The organism is Alcanivorax sp. MD8A (assembly GCF_002888555.1).
In the GTDB taxonomy this organism is placed as follows: Bacteria; Pseudomonadota; Gammaproteobacteria; order Pseudomonadales; family Alcanivoracaceae; genus Alcanivorax.
This window is the reverse complement of record NZ_AQOQ01000011.1, coordinates 55,452-76,992: the sequence shown is the minus strand read 5'-3', so window position 1 is coordinate 76,992 and position 21,541 is coordinate 55,452. Positions and strand designations below refer to the sequence as shown.

The 21,541-nt window shown below is 57.6% G+C and carries 20 protein-coding genes; 8 read left to right on the top strand and 12 right to left on the bottom strand.

What is annotated here, in order from left to right:
• The first annotated feature begins 59 nt into the window (after positions 1–59).
• From A15D_RS07800 to A15D_RS07785, 4 genes are all read left to right on the top strand, one after another.
• On the top strand, positions 60–326 hold the full coding sequence (locus A15D_RS07800; RefSeq protein ID WP_102791461.1) for a DUF3649 domain-containing protein: 267 nt from the start codon (positions 60–62) through the stop codon (positions 324–326).
• Positions 323–1,954 (top strand): PepSY domain-containing protein, encoded by a 1,632-nt coding sequence (locus A15D_RS07795; protein ID WP_102791460.1) that lies wholly within the window; start codon positions 323–325, stop codon positions 1,952–1,954. The genes A15D_RS07800 and A15D_RS07795 overlap by 4 nt, the downstream gene beginning before the upstream one ends.
• The gene (locus tag A15D_RS07790) at positions 1,951–2,283 is read left to right on the top strand and encodes a DUF3325 domain-containing protein (protein ID WP_022986711.1); all 333 of its coding nucleotides are present in this window, start codon (positions 1,951–1,953) and stop codon (positions 2,281–2,283) included. The genes A15D_RS07795 and A15D_RS07790 overlap by 4 nt, the downstream gene beginning before the upstream one ends.
• A 232-nt stretch (positions 2,284–2,515) precedes the next feature.
• Positions 2,516–3,208: a hypothetical protein gene (locus A15D_RS07785; protein WP_022986712.1), complete on the top strand. Its 693-nt coding sequence runs from the start codon at positions 2,516–2,518 to the stop codon at positions 3,206–3,208.
• Between the two features lie 141 nt (positions 3,209–3,349).
• Here A15D_RS07785 and tusA read toward each other — a convergent pair whose 3' ends face one another.
• The 5 genes from tusA to A15D_RS07760 form a co-directional block, all read right to left on the bottom strand.
• Positions 3,350–3,580 carry a sulfurtransferase TusA gene (tusA, locus tag A15D_RS07780; RefSeq protein WP_031227079.1) on the bottom strand — a complete coding sequence of 77 codons (231 nt, stop codon included), beginning with the start codon at positions 3,578–3,580 and terminating at the stop codon, positions 3,350–3,352.
• An 81-nt stretch (positions 3,581–3,661) separates the two neighbouring features.
• Positions 3,662–4,888 (bottom strand): lipase family protein, encoded by a 1,227-nt coding sequence (locus tag A15D_RS07775; RefSeq protein WP_102791459.1) that lies wholly within the window; start codon positions 4,886–4,888, stop codon positions 3,662–3,664.
• Positions 4,889–4,903: 15 nt separating this feature from the next.
• Positions 4,904–6,016, bottom strand: a complete 1,113-nt coding sequence (locus tag A15D_RS07770) for a DUF6801 domain-containing protein (RefSeq protein WP_102791458.1) — start codon at positions 6,014–6,016, stop codon at positions 4,904–4,906.
• A 161-nt stretch (positions 6,017–6,177) separates the two neighbouring features.
• Positions 6,178–8,034 (bottom strand): choice-of-anchor D domain-containing protein, encoded by a 1,857-nt coding sequence (locus A15D_RS07765; RefSeq protein ID WP_233192152.1) that lies wholly within the window; start codon positions 8,032–8,034, stop codon positions 6,178–6,180.
• A 376-nt stretch (positions 8,035–8,410) separates the two neighbouring features.
• The gene (locus tag A15D_RS07760; protein WP_233192150.1) at positions 8,411–9,418 is read right to left on the bottom strand and encodes an AraC family transcriptional regulator; all 1,008 of its coding nucleotides are present in this window, start codon (positions 9,416–9,418) and stop codon (positions 8,411–8,413) included.
• A gap of 450 nt (positions 9,419–9,868) precedes the next feature.
• On the opposite strand from A15D_RS07760, the gene gspN reads away from it, so the two are divergent.
• Entirely contained in the window at positions 9,869–10,606 is a 738-nt protein-coding gene (gene gspN / locus A15D_RS07755) for a type II secretion system protein N (protein WP_102791456.1), read from the top strand.
• Here gspN and A15D_RS07750 read toward each other — a convergent pair.
• Positions 10,603–11,835 (bottom strand): MFS transporter, encoded by a 1,233-nt coding sequence (locus A15D_RS07750; protein WP_102791455.1) that lies wholly within the window; start codon positions 11,833–11,835, stop codon positions 10,603–10,605. The two genes, gspN and A15D_RS07750, sit on opposite strands and share 4 nt — an antisense overlap.
• 2 nt (positions 11,836–11,837) lie before the next feature.
• Positions 11,838–12,899 (bottom strand): 23S rRNA (cytidine(2498)-2'-O)-methyltransferase RlmM, encoded by a 1,062-nt coding sequence (rlmM, locus tag A15D_RS07745; protein ID WP_102791454.1) that lies wholly within the window; start codon positions 12,897–12,899, stop codon positions 11,838–11,840.
• 60 nt (positions 12,900–12,959) lie between these two features.
• Here rlmM and A15D_RS07740 point away from each other — a divergent pair, with 60 nt between their 5' ends.
• Positions 12,960–13,619, top strand: a complete 660-nt coding sequence (locus A15D_RS07740) for an outer membrane beta-barrel protein (RefSeq protein ID WP_158245792.1) — start codon at positions 12,960–12,962, stop codon at positions 13,617–13,619.
• A gap of 61 nt (positions 13,620–13,680) precedes the next feature.
• On the opposite strand, the gene purU is transcribed toward A15D_RS07740, so the two are convergent.
• Positions 13,681–14,553 (bottom strand): formyltetrahydrofolate deformylase, encoded by an 873-nt coding sequence (gene purU, locus A15D_RS07735; protein ID WP_102791452.1) that lies wholly within the window; start codon positions 14,551–14,553, stop codon positions 13,681–13,683.
• Positions 14,554–14,571: 18 nt separating this feature from the next.
• Positions 14,572–15,591 carry an AraC family transcriptional regulator gene (locus A15D_RS07730; protein WP_102791451.1) on the bottom strand — a complete coding sequence of 340 codons (1,020 nt, stop codon included), beginning with the start codon at positions 15,589–15,591 and terminating at the stop codon, positions 14,572–14,574.
• 266 nt (positions 15,592–15,857) lie between these two features.
• Here A15D_RS07730 and A15D_RS07725 point away from each other — a divergent pair, with 266 nt between their 5' ends.
• Positions 15,858–16,241, top strand: a complete 384-nt coding sequence (locus tag A15D_RS07725; protein ID WP_102791489.1) for a response regulator — start codon at positions 15,858–15,860, stop codon at positions 16,239–16,241.
• A gap of 107 nt (positions 16,242–16,348) precedes the next feature.
• Here the strand turns inward: A15D_RS07725 and A15D_RS07720 are convergent, their stop codons facing one another.
• Both A15D_RS07720 and A15D_RS07715 read right to left on the bottom strand, forming a co-directional pair.
• The gene (locus A15D_RS07720) at positions 16,349–18,511 is read right to left on the bottom strand and encodes a 3-hydroxyacyl-CoA dehydrogenase NAD-binding domain-containing protein (protein WP_102791450.1); all 2,163 of its coding nucleotides are present in this window, start codon (positions 18,509–18,511) and stop codon (positions 16,349–16,351) included.
• A 27-nt stretch (positions 18,512–18,538) separates the two neighbouring features.
• Positions 18,539–19,750 (bottom strand): acetyl-CoA C-acetyltransferase, encoded by a 1,212-nt coding sequence (locus A15D_RS07715; RefSeq protein ID WP_022986727.1) that lies wholly within the window; start codon positions 19,748–19,750, stop codon positions 18,539–18,541.
• A 247-nt stretch (positions 19,751–19,997) separates the two neighbouring features.
• Between A15D_RS07715 and A15D_RS07710 the strand changes: the two genes are divergently transcribed.
• The gene (locus tag A15D_RS07710) at positions 19,998–20,756 is read left to right on the top strand and encodes a glutathione S-transferase N-terminal domain-containing protein (protein ID WP_102791449.1); all 759 of its coding nucleotides are present in this window, start codon (positions 19,998–20,000) and stop codon (positions 20,754–20,756) included.
• Positions 20,757–21,163: 407 nt separating this feature from the next.
• Here the strand turns inward: A15D_RS07710 and A15D_RS17170 are convergent, their stop codons facing one another.
• On the bottom strand, positions 21,164–21,487 hold the full coding sequence (locus tag A15D_RS17170; RefSeq protein ID WP_146026860.1) for a hypothetical protein: 324 nt from the start codon (positions 21,485–21,487) through the stop codon (positions 21,164–21,166).
• Between the last annotated feature and the right edge of the window lie 54 nt (positions 21,488–21,541).

The window sequence follows — 21,541 nt, the reverse complement described above, 5'->3', positions numbered from 1 at the left end:
CACGTTTTCGCGGATAATAACGATTCTCATTTTTCGTTGACTTGCCGCAGTATCGCTTTATGACTCCACTCTCGATAACGTCCCGGACACTCGCCGCGGCGCTGGGAGGCTATGCCCTGAGCGCATTGTGCGCCATGGCCCTGGCCGTGATTTTGCCCATGCCCCGTAACGAAGCCGTCATTACCGGCATTCTGGTGGCATTCCTGCTATGCGCCTGTGCTGCCATCTGGGCTTTTTCTGTTCGCAGCGCCTGGCGGGCCTGGGGTGGGATTGCACTAGTGAGCCTGGTGTTTGGCGCCCTGTATCTGATCGGGAGCCCACCATGAACGGATCCTTCCGCCAATCCATGGCCTGGCTACACACCTGGGTCGGACTGTTGCTGGGCTGGCTGCTGGTCGCGATTTTTATTACCGGTACCAGTGCCTACTTCCGTGAAGAAATTACCCTGTGGATGGAGCCGGAAACCCATGACTCCACCCTTACCCCCAACACACTGGACATGGCAGTGGCGGTGCTCAACGACAAGGCCAGCGACGCCCGTTCCTGGGATATCAGCCTGCCCTCCGCCCGGCACACCGTCGCCGAGCTACGCTGGCAACCGCTGCAGCAGCGCCAACAACAAGGGGGCGGCCGTAATCGCGGTGAAAGCGTATCCATGGATGCCGACAGCGGGCAGGTGGTCGAACCGCGTGACACCGCCGGTGGCAACTTCCTCTATCGCTTCCATTACCAGCTGCACGGGGTACCCCGGGAAGTCGGCCGCTGGGTCGTGTGTCTGGCGACCATGTTCATGCTGATTGCGATCATCAGCGGGGTGATTACCCACAAGAAGATCTTCAAGGATTTCTTTACCTTCCGGCCCGGCAAGGGACAACGATCGTGGCTGGATGCCCACAATGCCACGGCCGTACTGGCCTTGCCCTTCCATTTCATGATCACTTATTCGGGCCTGCTACTGTTCATGACCATGCTGATGCCCTGGGGAATTGATGCCGCCTATCCGGAAAACCGGCGTGACTTTTTCTCCGAGGTCTTTTCCCGTGGTGGAGAAGAGGCCCAGCGCCCCGGCAACCCCGCCGAGATGGTCGACATCAAACCCCTGATTGCACAAACCGAAGCCCATTTCGGTAAACCGGTGACACGCATCGGCGTCACCAATCCGAACCGCGATAATGCCGTCATCAGCTTGCGTGTAGACAGGGACCCTGCCATTACCGCGCGTCAACGTGGGGGCGATCCGGTGCAGGTGTATAACGGCGTAAACGGGGAACTGCAGGAGACCCTGCTACCCTCTGAAGATCCCGTTTCCCCCAGTTGGCGAATCTATAATGTCTTCACCAGCCTGCACATGGCTCGCTTCGCGGACCCGCTGACACGCTGGCTGTTTTTCCTGTTCGGCATTGCCGGCTCCGCCATGGCCATCACTGGCATGTTGCTGTGGGTCAACAAGCGCACACAGCAACTAAAACGCGACCAGGTTCCGGGCTCTTCCCTGAAGCTGGTGAAGGGTCTCAACATGGCGACCATCTCTGGCTTGATGATCGCGATTGCCGCCTATTTCATCGGCAACCGTTTGCTGCCTGTGACGCTGGAAAACCGGGGCGATCAGGAAATACAGGTGTTCTTTCTGGTATGGCTTGCCGCACTGATCCATGCCCTGCTACGCCCCAACCGGAGCGGTTGGCAGGAACAGGTCGCCCTCGGCACCGTATTGTGGCTGGCCGTGCCGGTGATCAATGTGTTGACGACGGATTCCCATCTATTCACTGCCGTGGCGTGGCAGCACCCTGCCCTGGCCAGTGTCGATCTGGTGTGTCTGGCCTTTGCTGGCGCGGGTGGCTACACCTTTTGGCGACTGATACGTAAGCCAGCCCCCGCCAAGCATGCACCGCGAAAAAAACCGGCTAAACGTACCGCGCCTTCCACAACCGCGCCTGCGGGAGAAAACTCATGATCCTGCTATTTGCTGTCTGCCTGGCGTTCAGCGGTATGACCCTGTTGGCATTGGCAATGAAGCGTCATCAGCCGCAGATTCTGGATCGCAAACTGCCAGAGCCGCGAGCCCGGCTGGCCCGTTGGAGCGGCTGGGCCTGTCTGGCGGTGTCGCTGGTCTGCGTACTGCAGGTGTGGCCAACCGGTCTGGCTCTGTTCATGGCCATCGGTCTGTTTGCCTTTGCCGGTTTGCCTCTGGTGTTTTTGTTGCCCTATCAGCAGCGGTTAGCCTGGCGTCTTGCCATGGCGCTACCGATCGCCAGTGGCGCACTGGCTCTCGTCAGCGCCTGAGTTTCTTGCTCCGTTGACGCGATGGTCCCACAGACCATCGCGTCGCCCACCTCCTGCGGGTGCCATCTGTCCGGCATTCGCGCCACCGCTCATGACGCTTGCGCGACAACTTGCATGCCTGCGTCTGACAGGCTAACGTGAACCAACGGTCGCCATGGCATGTGATCGTGCCAGCACCCTGCCGGGTGTAACAACATTGGCGACCCTCTAGGACACGTACCGGGAGGTGCCCATGACTTCGGCTCACCGGCAACACCCTGGCGGGAACAGCAACGTTGTTCCTTTCTCTCCACGTCGCAAAGCGGCCCAGCCCCCTATACTTCGCCTGTCACCGGAATACGATGGCATTGAGTTGCTATACGCCAATGACAGCCATCCTGACACCCTGTTCTCGCTGAAGATTCTGGCCTGGGCCCGATTGGCCAATGGCGACACTGTTGCCATGGTCCCCTGGCTGAAAAGCCCCGTTACCGCAATGGCATTGGCCGACCCGTTAAACGGTCGCTGGGAAGGATACCGCCTGCCAGGCAGTGACTACCTGTTCGTGGATGCCCCGGAACATAAAGTGCAAGAGCTGGATGCCGCCGTTCGCTTCTTTGGCAAACCCCAACCCGGGCAGCACTCTGTTCAGGAAATCCCGGACACCATCGGCACTCACGCCGTATTCTCAGCCGATGAGTTCCACACCATCAGCCTGATGGAAGTGGTCAGCTGGCGCCTGCACGCGGATGGCACCCTGTCGGCCATGGTTGCGGAAGAAAACGACCCGGTACAGACCCCGGTGCTCCCCGGCGCCCAATGTCTCACCTCTGCTCAGGAGAAAGACCACTTCCGCTACTTCTTCCAGCACGGTATCGCCAACAAACTCAAAGAACGGGACCCGGAAGCGCTGGCTGCGGTGGCGATGTTGGCGACAGAGCGGTAAGGGTAGTGAACTGTTGCGCGAGCAACGCTTGCTTGATTTGTAAGCAACGAGGCCGCGCCCAACTCTTGGGCGCGGCCTCGTACGTTAAAAAGCCTGAATGCGCTAACCGCGCATCGCTGTTAACTATTCACTGTTAACTGTTCACTGCTTCTTCCTGATCCAATACCAATACACCTCCCCCTCAACCTGCTGTTTCTCCAGGGTGTGACCTAGGAATTGGCAGAACTTGGGGATATCTCGCTCGGTGGAGGGGTCTGTGGCGCGGACTTCCAGGAGTTCGCCCGGGGCCATGTCGCGAACCTTGTTGTGGAGCATCATGACCGGTTCCGGACACAGCAGACCAGTGGCATCAAGGTGGTGTTGGGCGTCCATGGAACGGGGCTCCGGTTGCGAAAACAGGCCGCCATTATACTGGCTGGCCATGATTTCGCAGCCCCCCACAATCTCGCCGCCTCAACCCCCGTCGCAATTGGATAACGGCGTCTGTCCCTGTAGCACCTCATCGATGAACACATTGACCCCGCTGTTTCCCCGGTAGGCCAGATTGATGTGCCGCACGACTCCGCTGCTGCCTTGCGTATCCACCGGTTGCCACTGAACGTTTACCCCCTTGCTGCAATACAGGTTTTTAAGATCACGCGCCTGGGAAAACGCGACCAAACCATCCTGCTCCTCATGGTACTGGTACACAGGCACCGACTGCGTGCCCTTGCCCAGCTCATTCTCGGCAATGCGTTGCAAGCGCGGCCCGGTTAACGGGTTGACGTCGGTCACATCGGCCAGGGAAACGCCCTGAAAATCCTGCAGTAATTCCAGTACACACATATCGCTGACCATCTCCGTAACGGCCTGTTGCCCCTGAGCATTCAGGTACGGAGTCAAAGACAGTTCCGGGTACAGGTTGTCTTGCCCCAGTAACGCATACAACAACACCCCGAAACCCGCTTGCCCATTCAAAGGCAGCGCCACCTGGGCCAGGTTTGCGGGTACGCCTCCGGCGGCCAGGCCTCGCAAGTCCAATTCGGGGGCATAGGCAGAATGCATTTCACCCGCCCACAGCGTCGCCCCACCACCTTGGGAATACCCCCGCAACATCACCGCCGAAGACGAAGACAATCCACTTTCTGGCAGTCGCTGAGCGGCACGGACCACATCCAGCAAGGCCGCCCCCATGGACTTCCCGATAATGTAAGTCGTCTCAGGTTCCGGGTGATAGCCAACATAGTCCGTCACCGCGACGGCATAGCCTCGCTCGAGCATGTCGTTGATGGCCGGCTGTTCATAGAAGGCACCTTTGTCGATCATCCGCGAGGGCGCACACCGGAAAGCCGGCCCTGCCGTACCCGGCGCCATGCCAATCACTGGCAAGGTCGCCGGGTCATGACCTTTTGGAACCAGTACCGTGCCGGTTACCACATCCGGGTTTCCCAACCCGTCGGTGGACAAGTACATCACCTGCCAGGCATGGGCCAGTTCACGGGCACGGGGTGGTCCTGCCTTCGCTTCGCGCCAGGACACGATATCCCCTGGCAAGCCGGCAGGAAAAGGCGATGGAGGTTGATAAAAGCTGTCATCGGCATGGCTTGCCGACGCCAACGACAACAACCCGAATGATATCGTCGCCACCAGCCCCGTCATGATGTCCGGGAGTCTGATGAGATTACGGTTTCTTCGTTTCATCCTGTCGCCCTTTTGTTATAGCGGTGCCAGCTGCAGGGACAAGCTGCTGCCCGCCCCCGCCAGATACAGATTGACCAGCCCTGTCATGACCCCGCAATTTTCAAACGCTGGCACAGAGTACTCACCCGTCACCTGCCCCCCGGTCGTAACATCAAAATGCTGCCCGGAAGGCGTCACTGCTGATAGCGACATTGCCTGTGAGCTGACACATTGCTCACCGTTGTAGACGGCGATCGGCACACCGAACAATTTAAGGCGAATATCGGCAAGCCGGATCCGGGCCTGAAGAGACAGTACCAACTCGCCATCAATCAACTCTCCCGATACGGAAGAAAGAGGCTCAAGCGTTGCCTGCGCATCCAGAGAGAACGTTTTGAACAGCCCCGGGATATCCAGTGACAGCGCAGACGTCTCGAGCCCCATGCTCCCCGAAACACTACTACCCGAAGTTTCCACGGCCAGCTCTCCCACCAAGGGCCAATTCGCCTTTCCTTTCAGAACAGCATCACCCGTTACCCCAAACGTAGTAGAACCTGCGTCATCGCCAGACACCGTGATGGTGTGTAGCAGAGTCTCCCCACCCGTGACCGGCACACATTCACTCTGAAAATCACCGAGTCCTGTCGGATTAGCATTATCGTCACGGGGAGTGAGGTTCAGCACCAGGTTCCCTACCCGTATTTCTACCGCCCCTTGATTGTCGGACGTGAACGTCAGGGACGGTGTCTCACCTGAAGCGACAATAGAGAAGGCGCCCTGCTCATCAGGCATTGGCTGTGCAGCGATCTCCATTGGAATCACAAGGGGTAACGACAGTCCGTTACCAGTGACAGAGGCATGGGCATCCACTTGTCCGGACAACGTATCGCTGCCCACAAAATCCAGACCATTCCAGGATTCGGCAGAAACAGTCGCGGTTCCATCGATCTGGAAGCTCCCTGAGGGTTGCCCAACCGCAAGACTGTCCGGCATCTCAGACGTGATGTCGACGCTGAGGGGCTGCTCTTCGATGAGGGGAAAAACACAGGTGTAATTCAGCGTGGCAGAGACCGGGGCCGCCGCCGACGATGCCGACAACAGCATCAGCAACGCCGTCGTCGCCACCGGCCCAACATGTACAAGAGACATAAGCTTTGTCCATCACTAATGGTTGCCCAAAACCGGCATCAACCGCCCGGCTTTGGGCAACCATTCAGGTCAGATAGAAGCTGTGCCCGGATGGGCACAGCAAGACCGAAACAACTGTAGTGCTGAGCGGCGCCCTGCCGAAGCAGAGCACCGCCAGAACATTACAGTTGCGGATCCAGGGACAGCTCGATGGTGTTACCGCTACCCGCCATGAAGACGTTCAGCAGGTCAGTCAGACCACCACAGTTTTCCAGGCCCGGCAGATCGTAGGTACCTACCAGGTTGCCACCCGCACCCAGCGGATCGAAGGATTCGCCTTCCGGGCTGGCCAGCTGGATGGATACCGGCTCAGAGGTACGACACTCATCACCACCCCCTACCGGCAGTGAAATACCGAAGAACTTCATTTTGACTTTCGGCAGTTTGATGTACATCTGGGTTTCAGCAGTCAGCACATTGCCTGCACCGATGTTACCTGTGGTTTCACCTACCGGCTCGAACTCGATGTCGGCATCCGCAGTCACCAGTTTCCAGCCGTAGAGGATACGGAAGCTACCACTGGAAGGATCCAGAGCCAGGTCCGCAGTGAAGTCACCGCTGGCCAAATCCAGAAGCGCATCAATGGTGCCACTCAGGCTGACATCGCCGTAGGCTTTCTTGATGTGGGTGCTGCCAGACAGCGCATAGGTCATCTCTACGCCTTCCTGGGAATTGGAGATGCCGGTGCCCGTCATCGCAATGTCCAGATTCGGGGTGGCCGCATCATTGGACTGGATGTTCAGGGTAGCGCTCTTGGCGCCTTCGCCGGCAGGGGTGAAGGTCAGGGAAACGGTACAGGTTGCATCCGGGGCCACATTCACACAATCATTGCTCTGAATGAACTCGCTGCTGTCAGCACCGCCAACAGAGACGTTGGTGATGGTCAGAGCAGCAGTGCCTTCGTTGCCGATGGTGACAGAGCTGTCTTTGCTGGTACCCACCGTTACTGAACCAAAAGAAACCGATTCAGGGTCAACCGTCATCGCCGGCTCAGGTGCCAGCACGCTCTGACCACTCATGGCGACTTCCACGGTTGGGGAATCCGGATCATCAGATTCGATTACCAGGTTGGCGCTGCGAGCCCCTTCGCCGGTAGGCATGAAGGTGACATCCACGGTGCAGCTTTCGCCCTGCGCCAGAGTGGTACAATCGTTCGTCTGCATGAAGGCGCTGGCATCAGCACCGGCAATAGAAACGCCATTGATACCCAGTGGCTGACCACCCGTATTGGAAATGGTCACCGTCTGCATTTCGGTCAGACCACCCTGCACCTGGCCGAAGTCCAGCTCGTCCATATCTACATCGATGTTCTGCTCAACCGCCACAGTCTCGACTTCAAATGAGTGCAGCAGATTGGTCACGCCGTTGTCATTCATACGGGCCTGATCCATTACACAATCCACCAGGAACACTTCCGGATTGTTGGGATCATGCCAGGCGGAACCGAAGTCAACATAGGTGCCATCAGCCTTGCGCGCGATCATGGCCAGAGACATGTTTTCTTCGACGAAGATATCCACCATGCCCACATTGCTTTCGGTGAAGGTCAGGGACGGAGTATCACCGGTCGCGACCAGATCGAACGGGCCGGAAACGCCTGCGATGTCGGTGACAGGAATACCCAGCGGAATGGTGAGCGGCAAGCTCAGTGAATTACCACTTACGGTGGAATCCGCCTCTGCAGACCCTTCGATTGTGGTGGCACCTACCAGGCTAAGCCCTTGCCAGGTGTTGCCTTCAGCGGTGGCGGTAATGTTCAGGGTGAACGCACCCGTTGCTTCGCCCACACCAATGCTTTCCGGCATGTCGGTCTGGATGTTGGCCGTCAGCGGCTGCTGACCAATCAACGGATAAGTACACTGGAAGTACATGTCGGCTTCGACAGGTACCGCCTGTGCTGCGCCACTGGCGGCGAGCACGGCAGCCGCTGCCAGTGACCGCATCTGGAACGGTCCGATATTCATATTTCGGGGGGTCATGACTCACTCCTCGTATTGATTATTCTCAATATTCATGTGTTGTTATCGCAGAGCCATGGCGACAGCTTCCCTGCCAGCCTGCGACCATGCACCCGCAACTCCATGGGCAGGAAAAACAGGCAGACGCTTCCCTTCCCACGGGTACATGGCAGTCATTATTCGCAAGCCCCGAGCAGGTGCATTGTTAGGAGTGACGCAGAGTTTGTTAAAAAAGACAGCTGTGATGCTTTACGCATTCAGCAGGAGAAACACATACGAAAACGTATATTCATCTAATAATAGAGAAGACGTTTAAGCGCTAATAACCAATAAAATGGCAAGAGAAAACACCACGCCATGGTGGTTAATGGGTATAGCAGTGAGGCAACCCTAACCGTCAGGACTGAGTCTGAAGAAATCCTCGGCGTATATCCCCCGGCGTTGCACCGGTCCAGCCACGGTAAGCTTTGGTAAAGCTGGCTTGATCGCTATAGCCAAGGACTTCTGCGATCTTGTGCAGTGGCATATTGGTATCCTTGAGATAGCGCGTTGCGAAGGTTTTGCGTACCTGATTTCGGATATCATGAAATGACACCCCGGCTAATTTTAGGTGGTGGCGAAGCGATCTCGCGCTCATGCCCAGCCGCTCACCAACACGCTCAAGGGTGCCCTCTCGCCCCGGATACCGCAGCACTTCTTCACGGACACGGGCCACCAGCTCCATGTGTTCATCGGCTTTGACATCATCCCGGGAACGGGCACTGGCCAGATAGAATGCCAGCTCATCATTGCCATCCCTTGCCGGGCGTCCGGACAGGGGTACCACCACCTGATTACCCGATGACGAAAACGACAAACTTGCCTGGGGAGCAAGCCGCTGCCACATCTCATGTTCATGATCGACAGAAAAATCAAACTCGAAATGAAACTTCCGACATATCAATGACGTAAGCGAGTATATGCTGCCCATATAGATATTCACGAAGAAGGGGCGAAGCTCCTTGAGATCCCAGACATCCTGCAAGGCGATGCGGATTTCATCGCCACTACACGACACACGCATATCCAGTATCGGCAACGACACCCGCAGGTATTGCACCACCATGTTGGCCAGATCGCGGAAGTCTTTCTGCTTGAGCAAGGCAAAACCCAACAAGCCATGGCCTTGAAGATCCAGCGTTTTACCAAACTCAAACGCCGCCATATCATCATCAAGGAAACGGCGAGCCGAGGTCATCATGCGGGTGACCTGATTGATGGACAACAACAGTGGACCTGGGCCCTCAAGAACCTCATCCAGCTCAGTGCCTTCCAGCAAGGCATCTCTGCTGATTCCCCTGGCTTCCATGAAATCGATAAACCGTTGCGCATACAGGCCCGATACCAGCGGTACCTCATAGGCCATGCTGTTTATCCTGAACATGCTCAGTCCCTCTTCCCTGTGATTCTTCTTGTTAGGTGTTATGTGCAGATTCCGTTCTGCACGTCAGGCGATCATCATCCACGCATCTATACCGTTAAACCGGGAAACGTTTCTCACTCTCTAAAAATGAATAATCCGGAATAAAAATGCATTTTTATAATGATTCTTTGTTGTTAATAAAATCGCGACCACTAATAATTATGTATTAGTTTTTACAACAATCCCTCGCACGCACTTTCATCATAGGCACCCTTTTTACTGAACCACCACCGCCTGACCGGTAATGACAAAAACCGGCTCAACGCCTGTCCCCTTTTACCAAAAGCGAATTTATTTTCGTGACCAAATTCATATTTTATTTTCATCTTGCTTTCCCCTGTTCCGTATTTACCGCAGCCTCGCAGTCCAATAACAACAACCGGGAGAAACCCGATGCCTCCCTTACGGTCAGTACTGGGTCTCACCGCCATCTTTATGACCGCCTTTCTTTTTTTCATGATCATGCTCATGCCTGCGTCGGTGGTAACCCGCGCTTTGCTCGATGCCGCTGATAATGAAGATGCCCTGCCGAGACCGCAGCTGTCGGGATTGTGGTGGCGTGGCCAGGGCGATATGGAATGGCAAGGAAAACCGTTACAGATTCGCTGGGAAATGGATTGGCGATGGCTGACGCCAGGCGTGCAGCTCGCTCTGCACACCGGGCAGATCAATGCCGAGGGCTGGATTGGTGCTGACTGGGGCGACTGGAGCTTACAGCATTGGCGAGCCCAACTGCCGGTAGATCTCATCAATGACTTTCTGCCGCAGGGACAGGCTGACGGCAATCTGGACCTGGCCCTCACTTCCCTCAGTATTCGAGAAAACACCATCGCAGAGGCCACAGGGACGCTGCGCTACCACGGTGGCCTGGTCTCCCTTGGTCCAGGCATGGAAATGCCCTTGCCGCCCCTGGACGGCGTACTTGCCATGACCCCGCTCGGCCCTGCCCTGTCGGTCACCGGCCCCGAAAGCAGCTCACTGGCCCATGCACAACTGGAAGGGAAGACCTTAACCCTACAAGTCTTTCGGGCCCTGCCGCTGTTGCTTGGCATGCGAGAAGAAGGCAACGCGAAGGATGTGGTTTTCAGCACGCAACAAGAATTGTCGTTGCCCGATGCCAGCGCCGGTTAAGACGCCGGCGGTTTCCAGATCAGGATGACGGGAATGATCGCCGCCGACAGCAAGCCCGCGAGCAGGAAATGCAGTGCGTACCCCATCCAGGCCGCACTAAAGCCGCTTAGCAAAGTGAAGAGTCCCGCTGCAAACAGCCTCACCGAAGCCTGCATGGTGTAGTCGCTTCCCTCATGACTGCTGCGACAGTAATCCATCATCACTACAAATAGAGCCACTGTGGACAGGCCATCTGCAAACTGTTCAAACAGGGCCACCAACCACACCTGTGTCGCCGGTACTGAGTTGTCCGCGCTTGCCAGCCAAGCCCAGGCCACAAAGGACAATGCCTGTAAAAGGGCAAAGGCCACCAACACCCTGCGGCGGTGAACACGCACCATAATCAACCCGGCAAGTGCCGCCCCCGCCAGTCCCATTAATGACGCAAACAGTTCCAGCGTGCCAATTGCCGATAAGCTCCAGCCAGTATCGACCAGATAGGGATTGATCATTCGGGTACCGAAACTGTCACCGACTTTATAAAACAGCAGAATCAGCAACCATAACAAAAGCCCGGGGCGCAGCCAGAAACGGGTCAACTCCCGCCACCACCAACTCAGACTCACCGGCTCCCGTTGCTGGTGACTAACAGGCTCTGCAGGCTCCTGGAAGCGAGTGACCTGGACCAACACCAACATCATGGCCGCGATCACCAGCGCCACGGTGGAATGCCAGCCCCACAGGTCAACCAGAATCAGCAAAGCACTGCTGCCCGCCATCATGCCGATCTTGTAACCATTCACCTGGATGCTGTTGCCCAGCCCCCGCCATTCCGGCGTCAGCAAGCGGGTGGCAAGACCATCCGTGGCAATGTCCTGGGTAGCGCTGAAAAAGTTGAGCAGGAAAAGCAGCCCGAGCAACACCACAAAGCCCGGCCCCAGCAACCATTCTCGCGGGAACATGGCCACTACGCCCAATACGGCAATCACAGCCAGCAGGCAGACTTGCACCCATCGCTTGCGATGATTGGGTCGCCCGCTTCCCCAACGGTCTACCCAGGGGGCCCAAATGAATTTCAATGCCCAGGGAATCGCAGGCAAGGCGAGAAAGCCTATCCACTGGGTCGACAATCCCGCCTCTCTGGCTAGTGCCGGCATGGCTTTGCCCAGCATGCTGACGGGCAAAGCCTGGGCGAAGTACAACGCCGCCAACGTCAGAAAGAACCCCTTCGCCGGGCGCGTCACAGTCATCGTCAGTAATCCCGGTGGAATGCGGCCCAGACCGTAATCTCTTCCCGGTCGTAATACAGATGTGCAGCCTTGATCTCCACCTGCCCCCGCTCCGGGTGCTTTTCCATCGACGCCGACAATTTTTCCAACAGCTGCCAGACTTCCTGAAAACGGCGTTTCATCGGCAATTTCAGATTGAACAAAGCGGCGCGACTCCACCCTTGCACCAGCCATTTTTCCATCTGTTGGAGGGTCCGGGCAGGTTTGTCCACCACATCGCAGACCACCAGATCCACCGGGGAGCGCGGGCGCCAGGTAAAGGCATCCCCATAGATGTGTTCCACCGGGTACTCATCCAGTAATTGGGCATTGAGCTTGCCGTGATCGACTGCCTGCACCTTTATCCCCCGCCGTGCCAGCTGCCAGCTCCAGCCCCCCGGGGCCGCCCCGAGGTCCACCGCCGTCCGGGCGGTCAGTGCCTCGGTGGAACCAAAGAACCGCAACAGGGCCTCTTCCACCTTCAACGCAGACCGGCTTGGGGCTTCTGACGGCAACTTCAGACGCCGCACGCCCCCCTCCGCCAGCGGAATCGCGGCCGGACTGGTTGAAACCCAGCCGTTATGTGAATCACTGAAGAACAGGTGAACCCGCTGCCCTGCGTTCTTGCGCAACAGACCCGCCTTGCGCAAGCGCGGCTCCAGGGCCTTGCGGAACCCCTTGAGAAAACGCTGAAGCTCGCGGCCCTCATTGGTGTCCGGATGGTCGAGATAAACCTCGCAAAACGGAGCGGCTTCCTCCAGCAAGGGCCACAGCGCGCTGATTCGATCATCACCAATATCGGCAAACTGCCCTATTGCCAGACTCAGGCTGCGGGCAAAGATCAAGCCACTCTCCATCACGGCAGCCATACTGCCCTGCTGGCTGTGCCACAGCACATAGCCGCTATGGGCGGTCGCGCGCGGGTAGCCCGCCACCATGTTGTCGGCGGCATGGAAATTGAGTTCGGCGGCAAGATCCGCCTCAAAGCCCGGGCGGCATAGCCCCAACAGGGTTTCGTCACCGGAATTCAGGAAGTCGCTGTGCATGTCTGCCTCGCGCTGGTTACAATGAGGGACATTGTCCTTATCACAACGGCTGGATCAATAATGAAAACAACACTCCCGCTGACCGTGGCGCTGACCGGCGCCCTGATTGCCCCCCTGCACGCCGAAGAAGAGCTGGCACCGCCGGACGTGGATTTCTACGCCGAAGCCCAGATGATCCGGGCGGATATGGATCCCTATGGCTTTGACACCGCAGACGGACTGAACATCAATATTGGCATGTGGCTGAACAGCGTAGAGCTGGGAAAAAACAGTCGGTTCGGGCTGGAGGCAGGTTTTGTCAACCAGAGCGAGTTGCGGGAAGACAGTATGTTTACCCGCCCCCCCACTACCTCAGAGCAGGGAGCTGGCGCCAGCAGTGTTCGGGTTGAAGAAGAAACTTCGCTAAAACTGAACGGCTTCACTCTCGCTGCGGTTTGGCAAAGCCCTTACTGGCTCTACGTCAAAGGCGGCGCCTATCTTTACGATTTCAAGGTGGAAGACGATCAGCGTCGGGTATTGCTCGATGGCGGCGGCGCAACAGTAGACACTGTTAACGATGCCCCGGAAAGTGACAGCCAAAGCGGCATCGCGCCCTTTGTTACCGCCGGGGTAGCCGTACCACTGCTGGAGAAACTCTCACTCACCGCCGAGTACCAGTACACCAGCCTGGAATCCGAAACCTACGGCACCCTCGGTATCGGGCTGCGATTCACTAACTGAGCCTTGCCCCTACTGCCGCGCTGAAGCTTTGCCTGCAAGGCTTCAGCGGCCTGTCAGAAGGCTATTTAACGAATACCACGGTCTTGTTGCCGTCGACGATGACCCGGTCTTCAAGGTGCCAACGCACCGCCCGCAGCATCACCTGACGTTCCACATCCTGGCCAAGCGACTTGAGTTCTGCTGCAGAGTGGCGATGGCTGACCCGCTGCACGTTCTGCTCGATAATCGGCCCCTGATCCAGATCTGCGGTCACGTAGTGACTGGTCGCACCGATCAGCTTCACACCCTTGTCGTGGGCCTGCTGATAGGGATTGGCCCCGACAAAGGCCGGCAGGAAGGAATGGTGAATATTAATGACCCGATGGGGGTAATGGGACACGAAATCCGGGCTGAGAATCTGCATGTAGCGAGCCAGCACCACCACATCCACCCTGCCCTCCAGCAACCGCAGCGCTTCGGCTTCCGCTTCCGCCTTATTATCTGCCGTCACCGGAATATGGTGATATTCGATACCGAACCGCTCGACTTCATCACGCAGGTCATCATGATTACTGATCACCATTGGAATGGTGGCCGGCAGGTCTCCACGGGAGGTTCGCCACAGCAGATCCATGAGAACGTGATCATGACGGGATACCAGCACCGCCATGCGCTTCTTCTCGCTGGCGTAGCTGATCTGCCACTGCATACCGTAGGGTTCCGCCACCCGGGCGGCGAAGTTGTTTCTCAACGCATCACGGGAACAGTCCAGATCCGGCGTCTGGAATTCCAGACGCAGGAAAAACGTGCCGCCATGGGCATCACTGGAATGCTGGTCGAAATCGGTGATGTTGGCACCGTGGTTGAACAGAAAGGTGCTTACCGCACTGATGATGCCCGGCTTGTCCGGGCAGGTCACCAGCAGGCGCGCCGTGGTGGCGTCGTTTTCGATCATTTCGGGTCCTGGTAGAGGCTACTGCGTCACGCCGAAGTGCTCCTTGCGGAAGCTGGACGGGGTCTTCCCTGTCCACTTCTTGAAGGCACGATGGAAGGAGCTGGCTTCGCTGAAGCCCATCAGCAAGGCGATTTCATCGATGCTGAGTTCCGGCTTGGACAGGTAGTACACGGAGGCATCCTTGCGGATGGAGTCCTTGATTTCCTGATAGCTGGTATTGGCTTCCTTGAGACGACGACGCAGGGTCTGTGGCGTCATGTTCAGCTTGCCGCAGATCTCGGTGAAATCCGGGAAGCTGTTACCGTATTCATTGGAGATGATGGCGCGAATCTGGGCCGGCAGACCCACATTGTGGATGTTGCCGTCAAACAGCTGTGCCAACGAGTCCTTGAGAAACTTGGACAGCGACAGCTCGTTCTGTACCAGCGGCAATTCCAGAAACTCGGCCTTGAAGCTCACCGCATTCTCATCGGAACCGTAGACGATCGGGCAGTCAAAGAGGAAGCGGTGTTCCTCATCATTTTTGCTGTCCGAGTAGTCCAGTTTCACTTCCTGGGGCTCGATGGCCTTGCCCACCAGCCAGCTCATGAAACGCAGCCAGATGAACAGGGAGGCCTCGATGATCACCTCACGGAAATCCAGGCGGGGATCGGTGCGCACCACCAGACGAGCCGTGTCGTCACCTGTTTCCAGACTCAGGAACGAGCTCAGTTCGAACAGGTCATAAAAACGCAGCCCTCGCTCAACCGCCGCGCCGAGATTCGGGCAGTTGATAACGGCATGGGCCATCATGGAAAAGGTACCTGGCTTGGACTTGCGCCCCTGGCCAAAACCCAGGAACTCATCCTGAGTCTGCTCCATGATCAGGAGCATCATCTTGATAAAGGTATCACGCTCAATTGTGGCATCCGGGTCTTCCAGCAACTGGCGATGAATGCCACATTGATCCAGAAGTTCAGGAATACTGGCCCCGGAACGTGCTGCCCCCTGAAGCAGTTTGACCACTCGATTGATATTGATCGTTCTGCGATGGTACATCGATCAGCTATCCTCTCACCGTCTGATCTTTTCGCCCGTTCAGCATTATTGTTGGTCGGGCAGCCATGAGCCGGCGGGCCCGTGGAACGCCAATAATAATGAAACTGGGGATAATTGACACAGTTTTGCCCCAATCTGACCAGATAAGAGCAATTCTATCAATTCGACGGGCCAAAAGTGCCACTTGTCGCAGCTTGTCACACTATTCCTTGTTCCTGAGCGCGTTCACCCTTGTGCTGAACCGGGGCTTGGGCTACAAATCGTGTATGCGAATTCTTGTTGTTGAAGACAATAAAGCTGTCAGCCTGATTATCTGCCGCATCATCGAAGAAATGGGCCACGACTATGTGCTGGCGTCAGACGGCGAGGTAGCCCTGCGCCTGTTTCAGCAGCGCGACATTGACATGCTGGTCGCCGACGTAGAGCTGCCCGTTCTGGACGGCTTTATTGTGGCCCGCGAGGTACGCAACCAGTCACCCGCCATCCCGATTCTGTTTATTTCCGGCAACAGCAGCGATGCCTACCGCCAGCAATGTCTGGACGCAGGTGGCGATATGCTGCTGCCCAAACCCTTGAAACCCAGCGAGCTACGCCGCTGGCTACAGGGCATGATGCCCGACTCTCCACACGCCAGCTCTGCGCTGGCCTGAGCACACCCGTACTTTGCCAACACAGTTGCCCTGAATCTGGCCGTAACTCCAGTAATCAGGCATAAAAAAACCCGGCCGAAGCCGGGTTTTTTATGCCTGGAGAGATCTTACTCGAAGATCTCGCCCTTCTCGGCTTTCTCGACCAGCAATGCCGGCGGATTGAAGCGGTCACCGTACTTGGCTGCCAGTTCCTGGGCGCGGGTAACGAAGCCCTTCAGACCACCCTCATACTGGTTGATGTACTGGATCACACCACCGGTCCAGCCCGGGAAGCCGATACCGAAAATGGAACCGATGTTGGCATCGGCGACAGACTCGATAACGCCCTCTTCGAAGCACTTCACCGCTTCCATGGCTTCGATGAACAGCATACGCTCTTTCATGTCTTCCATCGGAATCTCGGTGGAGTCACCGAAGGCATCCTTCAGACCCGGCCACAGTTTGGCCTTGCCACCTTCCGGATAGTCGTAGAAGCCCTTGCCCTGCAGCTTGCCAGGACGATCCAGCTCTTCAACCATCTTCTTCATGACGTCGCCAGCCGGGTGATGCGGAGGCGGCGGGGTGCCGTCACGCTTGGCATCGTCTTCCGCTGCCTTGGAAATCTTCAGGGCGGTGCCCATGTTGATTTCGTCGATCAGCTTCAGGGTGCCTACCGGGTAGCCAGCCTGTTGGGCTGCCTGCTCTACGGACGCGGCAGAAACGCCTTCGCCCAGCATGGCGATACCTTCGTTGGCGAAGGTGCCGATGACACGGGTGGTGAAGAAGCCGCGCGCATCGTTGACCACGATCGGGGTCTTGCGGATCTGCAGACAGTAATCGTAGGTCTTGGCCAGCACTTCCGGAGAGGTGTCCTTACCGCAGATGATTTCCACCAGCGGCATCTTGTCTACCGGGCTGAAGAAGTGGATACCGATGAAGTTATCCTGTTTCTTCACGCCTTTGGCCAGACCAGTGATCGGCAGGGAGGACGTGTTGGAACCCAGTACCGCGTCGGGCAGTACCACGTCTTCGATTTCCTGGAATACCTTGTGCTTCAGCTCGGTGCTTTCGAACACGGCTTCGATAACGAAGTCCACGCCTTCCAGATCCTTGGCATCGGCAGTCGCGGTGATCAGGGACAGCACCCGCTCTTTCTTCTCTTCGGTCATCTTGCCGCGAGAGATGGCCTTGTCCAGCAGCTTGCGGGAGTAGTCCTTGCCCTTCTCGGCATTCTCGACGGAGATGTCTTTCAGTACCACTTCGGAACCGGTCATGGCGGTCACGTAGGCAATACCGGCACCCATCATGCCCGCACCCAGTACACCGACTTTCTTGGCGGTGAACTTCGGCACATCTTTCGGACGGCTGGCGCCACCGTTGATGGCCTGCAGGTTGAAGAAGAAGGCGTTGATCATGTTCTTGGCAACCTGACCGGTCACCAGGTCAATGAAGTAGCGCTCTTCAATCTTGAAGGCGTTGTCCACGTCTACCTGGGCAGACTCGACAGCCGCCGCCATGATGTTCTTCGGTGCCGGGTAGTTGGCGCCTTTCAGCTGCTTGCGCAGGTTAGCCGGGAAGGCCGGCAGGTTGGCAGCAAACTTCGGGGTGGACGGGGTACCGCCAGGGATCTTGTAGCCTTTTTCGTCCCAGGGCTGCTGGCACTTCGGGTTGGCCAGGATGAATTCCTTGGCCTTGGCGATCATCTCTTCTTCAGAGTCGACCACTTCATCGATGATGCCAACCTTGAGGGCCTTGTCGACCTTCATACGCTGACCCTGCATCAGTACGTTCATCAGCGCGTTCTGGATACCCAGCATACGCACGGTACGCACGATACCACCGGCGCCCGGCAGCAGGCCCAGCGACACTTCCGGCAGACCAAACTGGGCTTTCGGGTTGTTCAGGGCAACACGGCGATGACAGGACAGGGCAATTTCCAGACCACCACCCAGCGCGGTGCCGTTGAGGGCACACACCACCGGAATACCCAGGGTCTCCAGCTTGCGCAGATCGCCTTTGAGCAACTTGCCGCCATCCGCCATTTCCTGGGCATTTTCCGGCTTGACCTTGATCAGGTCACGCAGGTCGCCACCGGCGAAGAAGGTTTTCTTGGCAGACGTGATGATAACGCCAGCAATGTCGGCTTTTTCTTTTTCCAGACGCTCCACCGTGTCGTGCATGGACTTGGTGTAACGGTCATTCATGGTATTCGCAGACTGCTGCGGATCGTCCAGGGTCAGGGTAACAATGTTATCCGCGCCCTTTTCCCAGCGAATAGTCGATTCAGTCATTTCAATATCTCCAATTCCGGTGGCCGCTTACAGGCGCTCAACAATGGTGGCGATACCCATACCTGCACCCACACACAGGGTACAGAGGCCGAATTTCTGGTCGCGACGCTCAAGCTCGTCCAGCACAGTGCCGACGATCATGGCACCGGTGGCGCCCAGCGGGTGGCCCATGGCGATGGCACCACCGTTCACGTTGGTGATGTCATAGCTGATGCCCATGTCTTTCATGAAGCGCATGGCCACGGAAGCGAATGCTTCGTTGATTTCCCACAGGTCGATTTGGTCGGCGGTCATGCCGGCCTTGGCCAGGGCTTTGCGGGCCGCCGGTGCCGGGCCAGTCAGCATGATGGTCGGATCCGCACCACTCACGGCGGTGGCGACGATGCGGCCACGGGGCTTGGCACCAATCTTGTCACCGGCGTCCTTGTTGCCCATCAGCAACAGGGTTGCACCGTCCACGATGCCGGAGGAGTTACCCGGGGTGTGAACGTGGTTGATCTCTTCCAGCCAGTGGTACTTCTGCAGTGCCACAGCATCGAAACCGCCCATTTCGCCCATCATGGCGAAAGACGGGTTCAGGTTACCCAGCGCTTCGGCAGTGGTGCCGGCGCGAACGTGCTCGTCACGGTCCAGAACCACCAGGCCGTTCATGTCTTTAACCGGCACCACGGACTTGGCGAAGTAACCCTTGTCCCAGGCGTTGGCTGCACGGGCCTGCGAATTGGCGGCGTACTCATCCACGTCCTTACGGGTGAAACCTTCCACGGTCGCGATCAGGTCAGCACCGATGCCCTGCGGGATAAAGCCCGTGTCGTAGTTGGTTTCCGGGTCCAGCGCCCAGGGCGTACCGTCAGAGCCCATGGGAACACGGCTCATGACTTCTACACCGCCGGCCAGTACCAGGTCTTCGAAACCGGAGCGCACTTTCATGGCACCCAGATTGACCGCTTCCAGACCAGAGGCGCAGAAACGGTTGATCTGCAAACCGGATACGGTTTCCGGCAGACCGGCAGCCAGGGCCGCAATCTTGGGCAGCACACCGCCCTGATCGCCCAGCGGGGACACGATACCCATGACGATGTCATCGATCATCGCCGGGTCCATGTTCGGGAAGCGGGCCTTCAGTTCGTTAATCAAGCCAACAACCAGGGTGATCGGCTTCACGGTATGCAGCGAGCCGTCCTTCTTGCCCCGGCCTCGGGGCGTACGAATCGCGTCGTAGATATAGGCTTCGGTCATGGAACCTTCCTCTTGCCTCAGGCAGATGTCAGCGATCTGCTGACGGGTTATGAAGGGCAGTGCGAAAACAGGCTTCCTGCCCACGATAGAAAGACGGTAAGAGTGCCTGCCCCGGCCCCGTCACTCAATGACATGAGTTAACAAGCGACTTGAGCGGAAAGGGCAAACAGATTGGCCCTGTCTGTGCAGCCATTGCCCGCCGCCGGGGAACTGCTATGGTGCGGTCATCGTAAACAGGAGCACAAACATGTCCCATACCCTGGATGTGCTGCAATCGCTGACCTCCTCAGCCCTGCAGCAGGGCCGCGGCATTGCCACCCGCGGCCACCGCAAGACTCCCGCCGAGTCGCTGGAACTGTATGAAATGGAAGGCTGTCCCTTCTGTCGCCTGGTCCGTGAGGCCCTCACGGATCTGGATCTGGATGTGATGGTATTCCCCTGCCCCAAAGGCGGTGACCGTTACCGGCCGCTGGTGGAGCGCCTGGGCGGCAAACAGCAGTTTCCCTACCTGATGGATCCCAACACGGGCGCCGCCCTGTACGAGTCTGCCGATATCATTGAGTACCTCTACAACGAGTACGGCGGTCGGCCCGCACCGCAGCGCTGGCTGGTACGCAGCTTGCGTACCGCCGCGGCCACCGCCGCTTCCCTGCCCCGCGCCCGTCATGGTTTGCACCTGATGGAATCCCGGGCACCGGAACAACCGCTGGAGCTGTATTCCTTCGAGGCCAGCCCGTTTGCTCGCCTGGTGCGCGAACGCCTCACCGAGCTGCAGCTGCCCTACCTGTTGCGACAGTGTGGCCGCGACCAATGGCAGGACTGGGTGCTTCCGCCCATGCGCAAACGCCTGGCCCCCGATTACCAGCCGACCCAGCGTAATCGGGTGACCCTGATGGAAAAAACCGGCCGTATTGCCGTCCCCTATCTGGTGGATCCCAATACCGGAACGGCACTATATGAATCGGCAGATATTCTGGCCTATCTGGACCGGACCTACGCACGCTAGTCGGCTCTCACCCGGCACATGAATACAAAGGTGTGCCGGGCCCTTCTCCCTTCCCCGTTTTAGTGCTATATATCCGCAGGAACCCTCCACTCACCCGCTGGAAAGAGAGCAGCAAGATGGGTCGTCGACACTTTGATGACTATGAGCCCGATGAATGGGAAGAAGAACACAAACGTGCTGATCGTGAACGCCGCAAACGCGACGCAAAACGCCATCGGCACAATTCAGAGGAGAACAATGAGTCGCGAGAAACCCGCGACTCACGGCCGCAGTAAGGTCTCGGCCTGACGAGTCACCTCTGATGGTGAATCCCCGCTCAGAATCAGTGGGGGGACAGGCAGGTCAGCCATGCTGGCCTGCCCGCTACGGGTTTTTCTGAAATTTGGGAACCTGTTGAGCAACCGAGATCAGCGGTCGCCGTATCGCCCTGCCAGCGTGGTTAATAACGCTATCGCATCATTATCAGCCTGCAGATAAAACCCTCCCCGCCAATGGCCATTGGACAGGTAATCGTGCCAGCGTGGTTCTGCCAGCACATGGATTTCCCTCTGACCATACACAGGCAGAGGAAGCTCGAATTTGAGAGGAAACGGTTCGGCAGGAGGGGCTCCTCGGCCTGTCAGGCACACCCCTTCATCGGTGAGGTTCAGCACATGCCCAACAGCATGGTCGTTACTGCAAGCCTGAACATTGAGACTCAGGCGCGGTCTTCTGAATCGTCGGCGTTCCATATCATCACCTCAGAGCGGACCCTCACTCCCAGTTTCTGCCGCCATTGGGTACCA

Excerpts from the sequence above, each read along its gene's own strand:
- A15D_RS07800 (WP_102791461.1), top strand. The coding sequence starts at position 60 with ATGACTCCACTCTCGATAACGTCCCGGACACTCGCCGCGGCGCTGGGA.
- A15D_RS07795 (WP_102791460.1), top strand. The coding sequence starts at position 323 with ATGAACGGATCCTTCCGCCAATCCATGGCCTGGCTACACACCTGGGTC.
- A15D_RS07790 (WP_022986711.1), top strand. The coding sequence starts at position 1,951 with ATGATCCTGCTATTTGCTGTCTGCCTGGCGTTCAGCGGTATGACCCTG.
- A15D_RS07785 (WP_022986712.1), top strand. The coding sequence starts at position 2,516 with ATGACTTCGGCTCACCGGCAACACCCTGGCGGGAACAGCAACGTTGTT.
- tusA (WP_031227079.1), bottom strand. The coding sequence starts at position 3,580 with ATGGACGCCCAACACCACCTTGATGCCACTGGTCTGCTGTGTCCGGAA.
- A15D_RS07775 (WP_102791459.1), bottom strand. The coding sequence starts at position 4,888 with ATGAAACGAAGAAACCGTAATCTCATCAGACTCCCGGACATCATGACG.
- A15D_RS07770 (WP_102791458.1), bottom strand. The coding sequence starts at position 6,016 with ATGTCTCTTGTACATGTTGGGCCGGTGGCGACGACGGCGTTGCTGATG.
- A15D_RS07765 (WP_233192152.1), bottom strand. The coding sequence starts at position 8,034 with ATGACCCCCCGAAATATGAATATCGGACCGTTCCAGATGCGGTCACTG.
- A15D_RS07760 (WP_233192150.1), bottom strand. The coding sequence starts at position 9,418 with ATGGCCTATGAGGTACCGCTGGTATCGGGCCTGTATGCGCAACGGTTT.
- gspN (WP_102791456.1), top strand. The coding sequence starts at position 9,869 with ATGCCTCCCTTACGGTCAGTACTGGGTCTCACCGCCATCTTTATGACC.
- A15D_RS07750 (WP_102791455.1), bottom strand. The coding sequence starts at position 11,835 with ATGACTGTGACGCGCCCGGCGAAGGGGTTCTTTCTGACGTTGGCGGCG.
- rlmM (WP_102791454.1), bottom strand. The coding sequence starts at position 12,899 with ATGCACAGCGACTTCCTGAATTCCGGTGACGAAACCCTGTTGGGGCTA.
- A15D_RS07740 (WP_158245792.1), top strand. The coding sequence starts at position 12,960 with ATGAAAACAACACTCCCGCTGACCGTGGCGCTGACCGGCGCCCTGATT.
- purU (WP_102791452.1), bottom strand. The coding sequence starts at position 14,553 with ATGATCGAAAACGACGCCACCACGGCGCGCCTGCTGGTGACCTGCCCG.
- A15D_RS07730 (WP_102791451.1), bottom strand. The coding sequence starts at position 15,591 with ATGTACCATCGCAGAACGATCAATATCAATCGAGTGGTCAAACTGCTT.
- A15D_RS07725 (WP_102791489.1), top strand. The coding sequence starts at position 15,858 with ATGCGAATTCTTGTTGTTGAAGACAATAAAGCTGTCAGCCTGATTATC.
- A15D_RS07720 (WP_102791450.1), bottom strand. The coding sequence starts at position 18,511 with ATGACTGAATCGACTATTCGCTGGGAAAAGGGCGCGGATAACATTGTT.
- A15D_RS07715 (WP_022986727.1), bottom strand. The coding sequence starts at position 19,750 with ATGACCGAAGCCTATATCTACGACGCGATTCGTACGCCCCGAGGCCGG.
- A15D_RS07710 (WP_102791449.1), top strand. The coding sequence starts at position 19,998 with ATGTCCCATACCCTGGATGTGCTGCAATCGCTGACCTCCTCAGCCCTG.
- A15D_RS17170 (WP_146026860.1), bottom strand. The coding sequence starts at position 21,487 with ATGGAACGCCGACGATTCAGAAGACCGCGCCTGAGTCTCAATGTTCAG.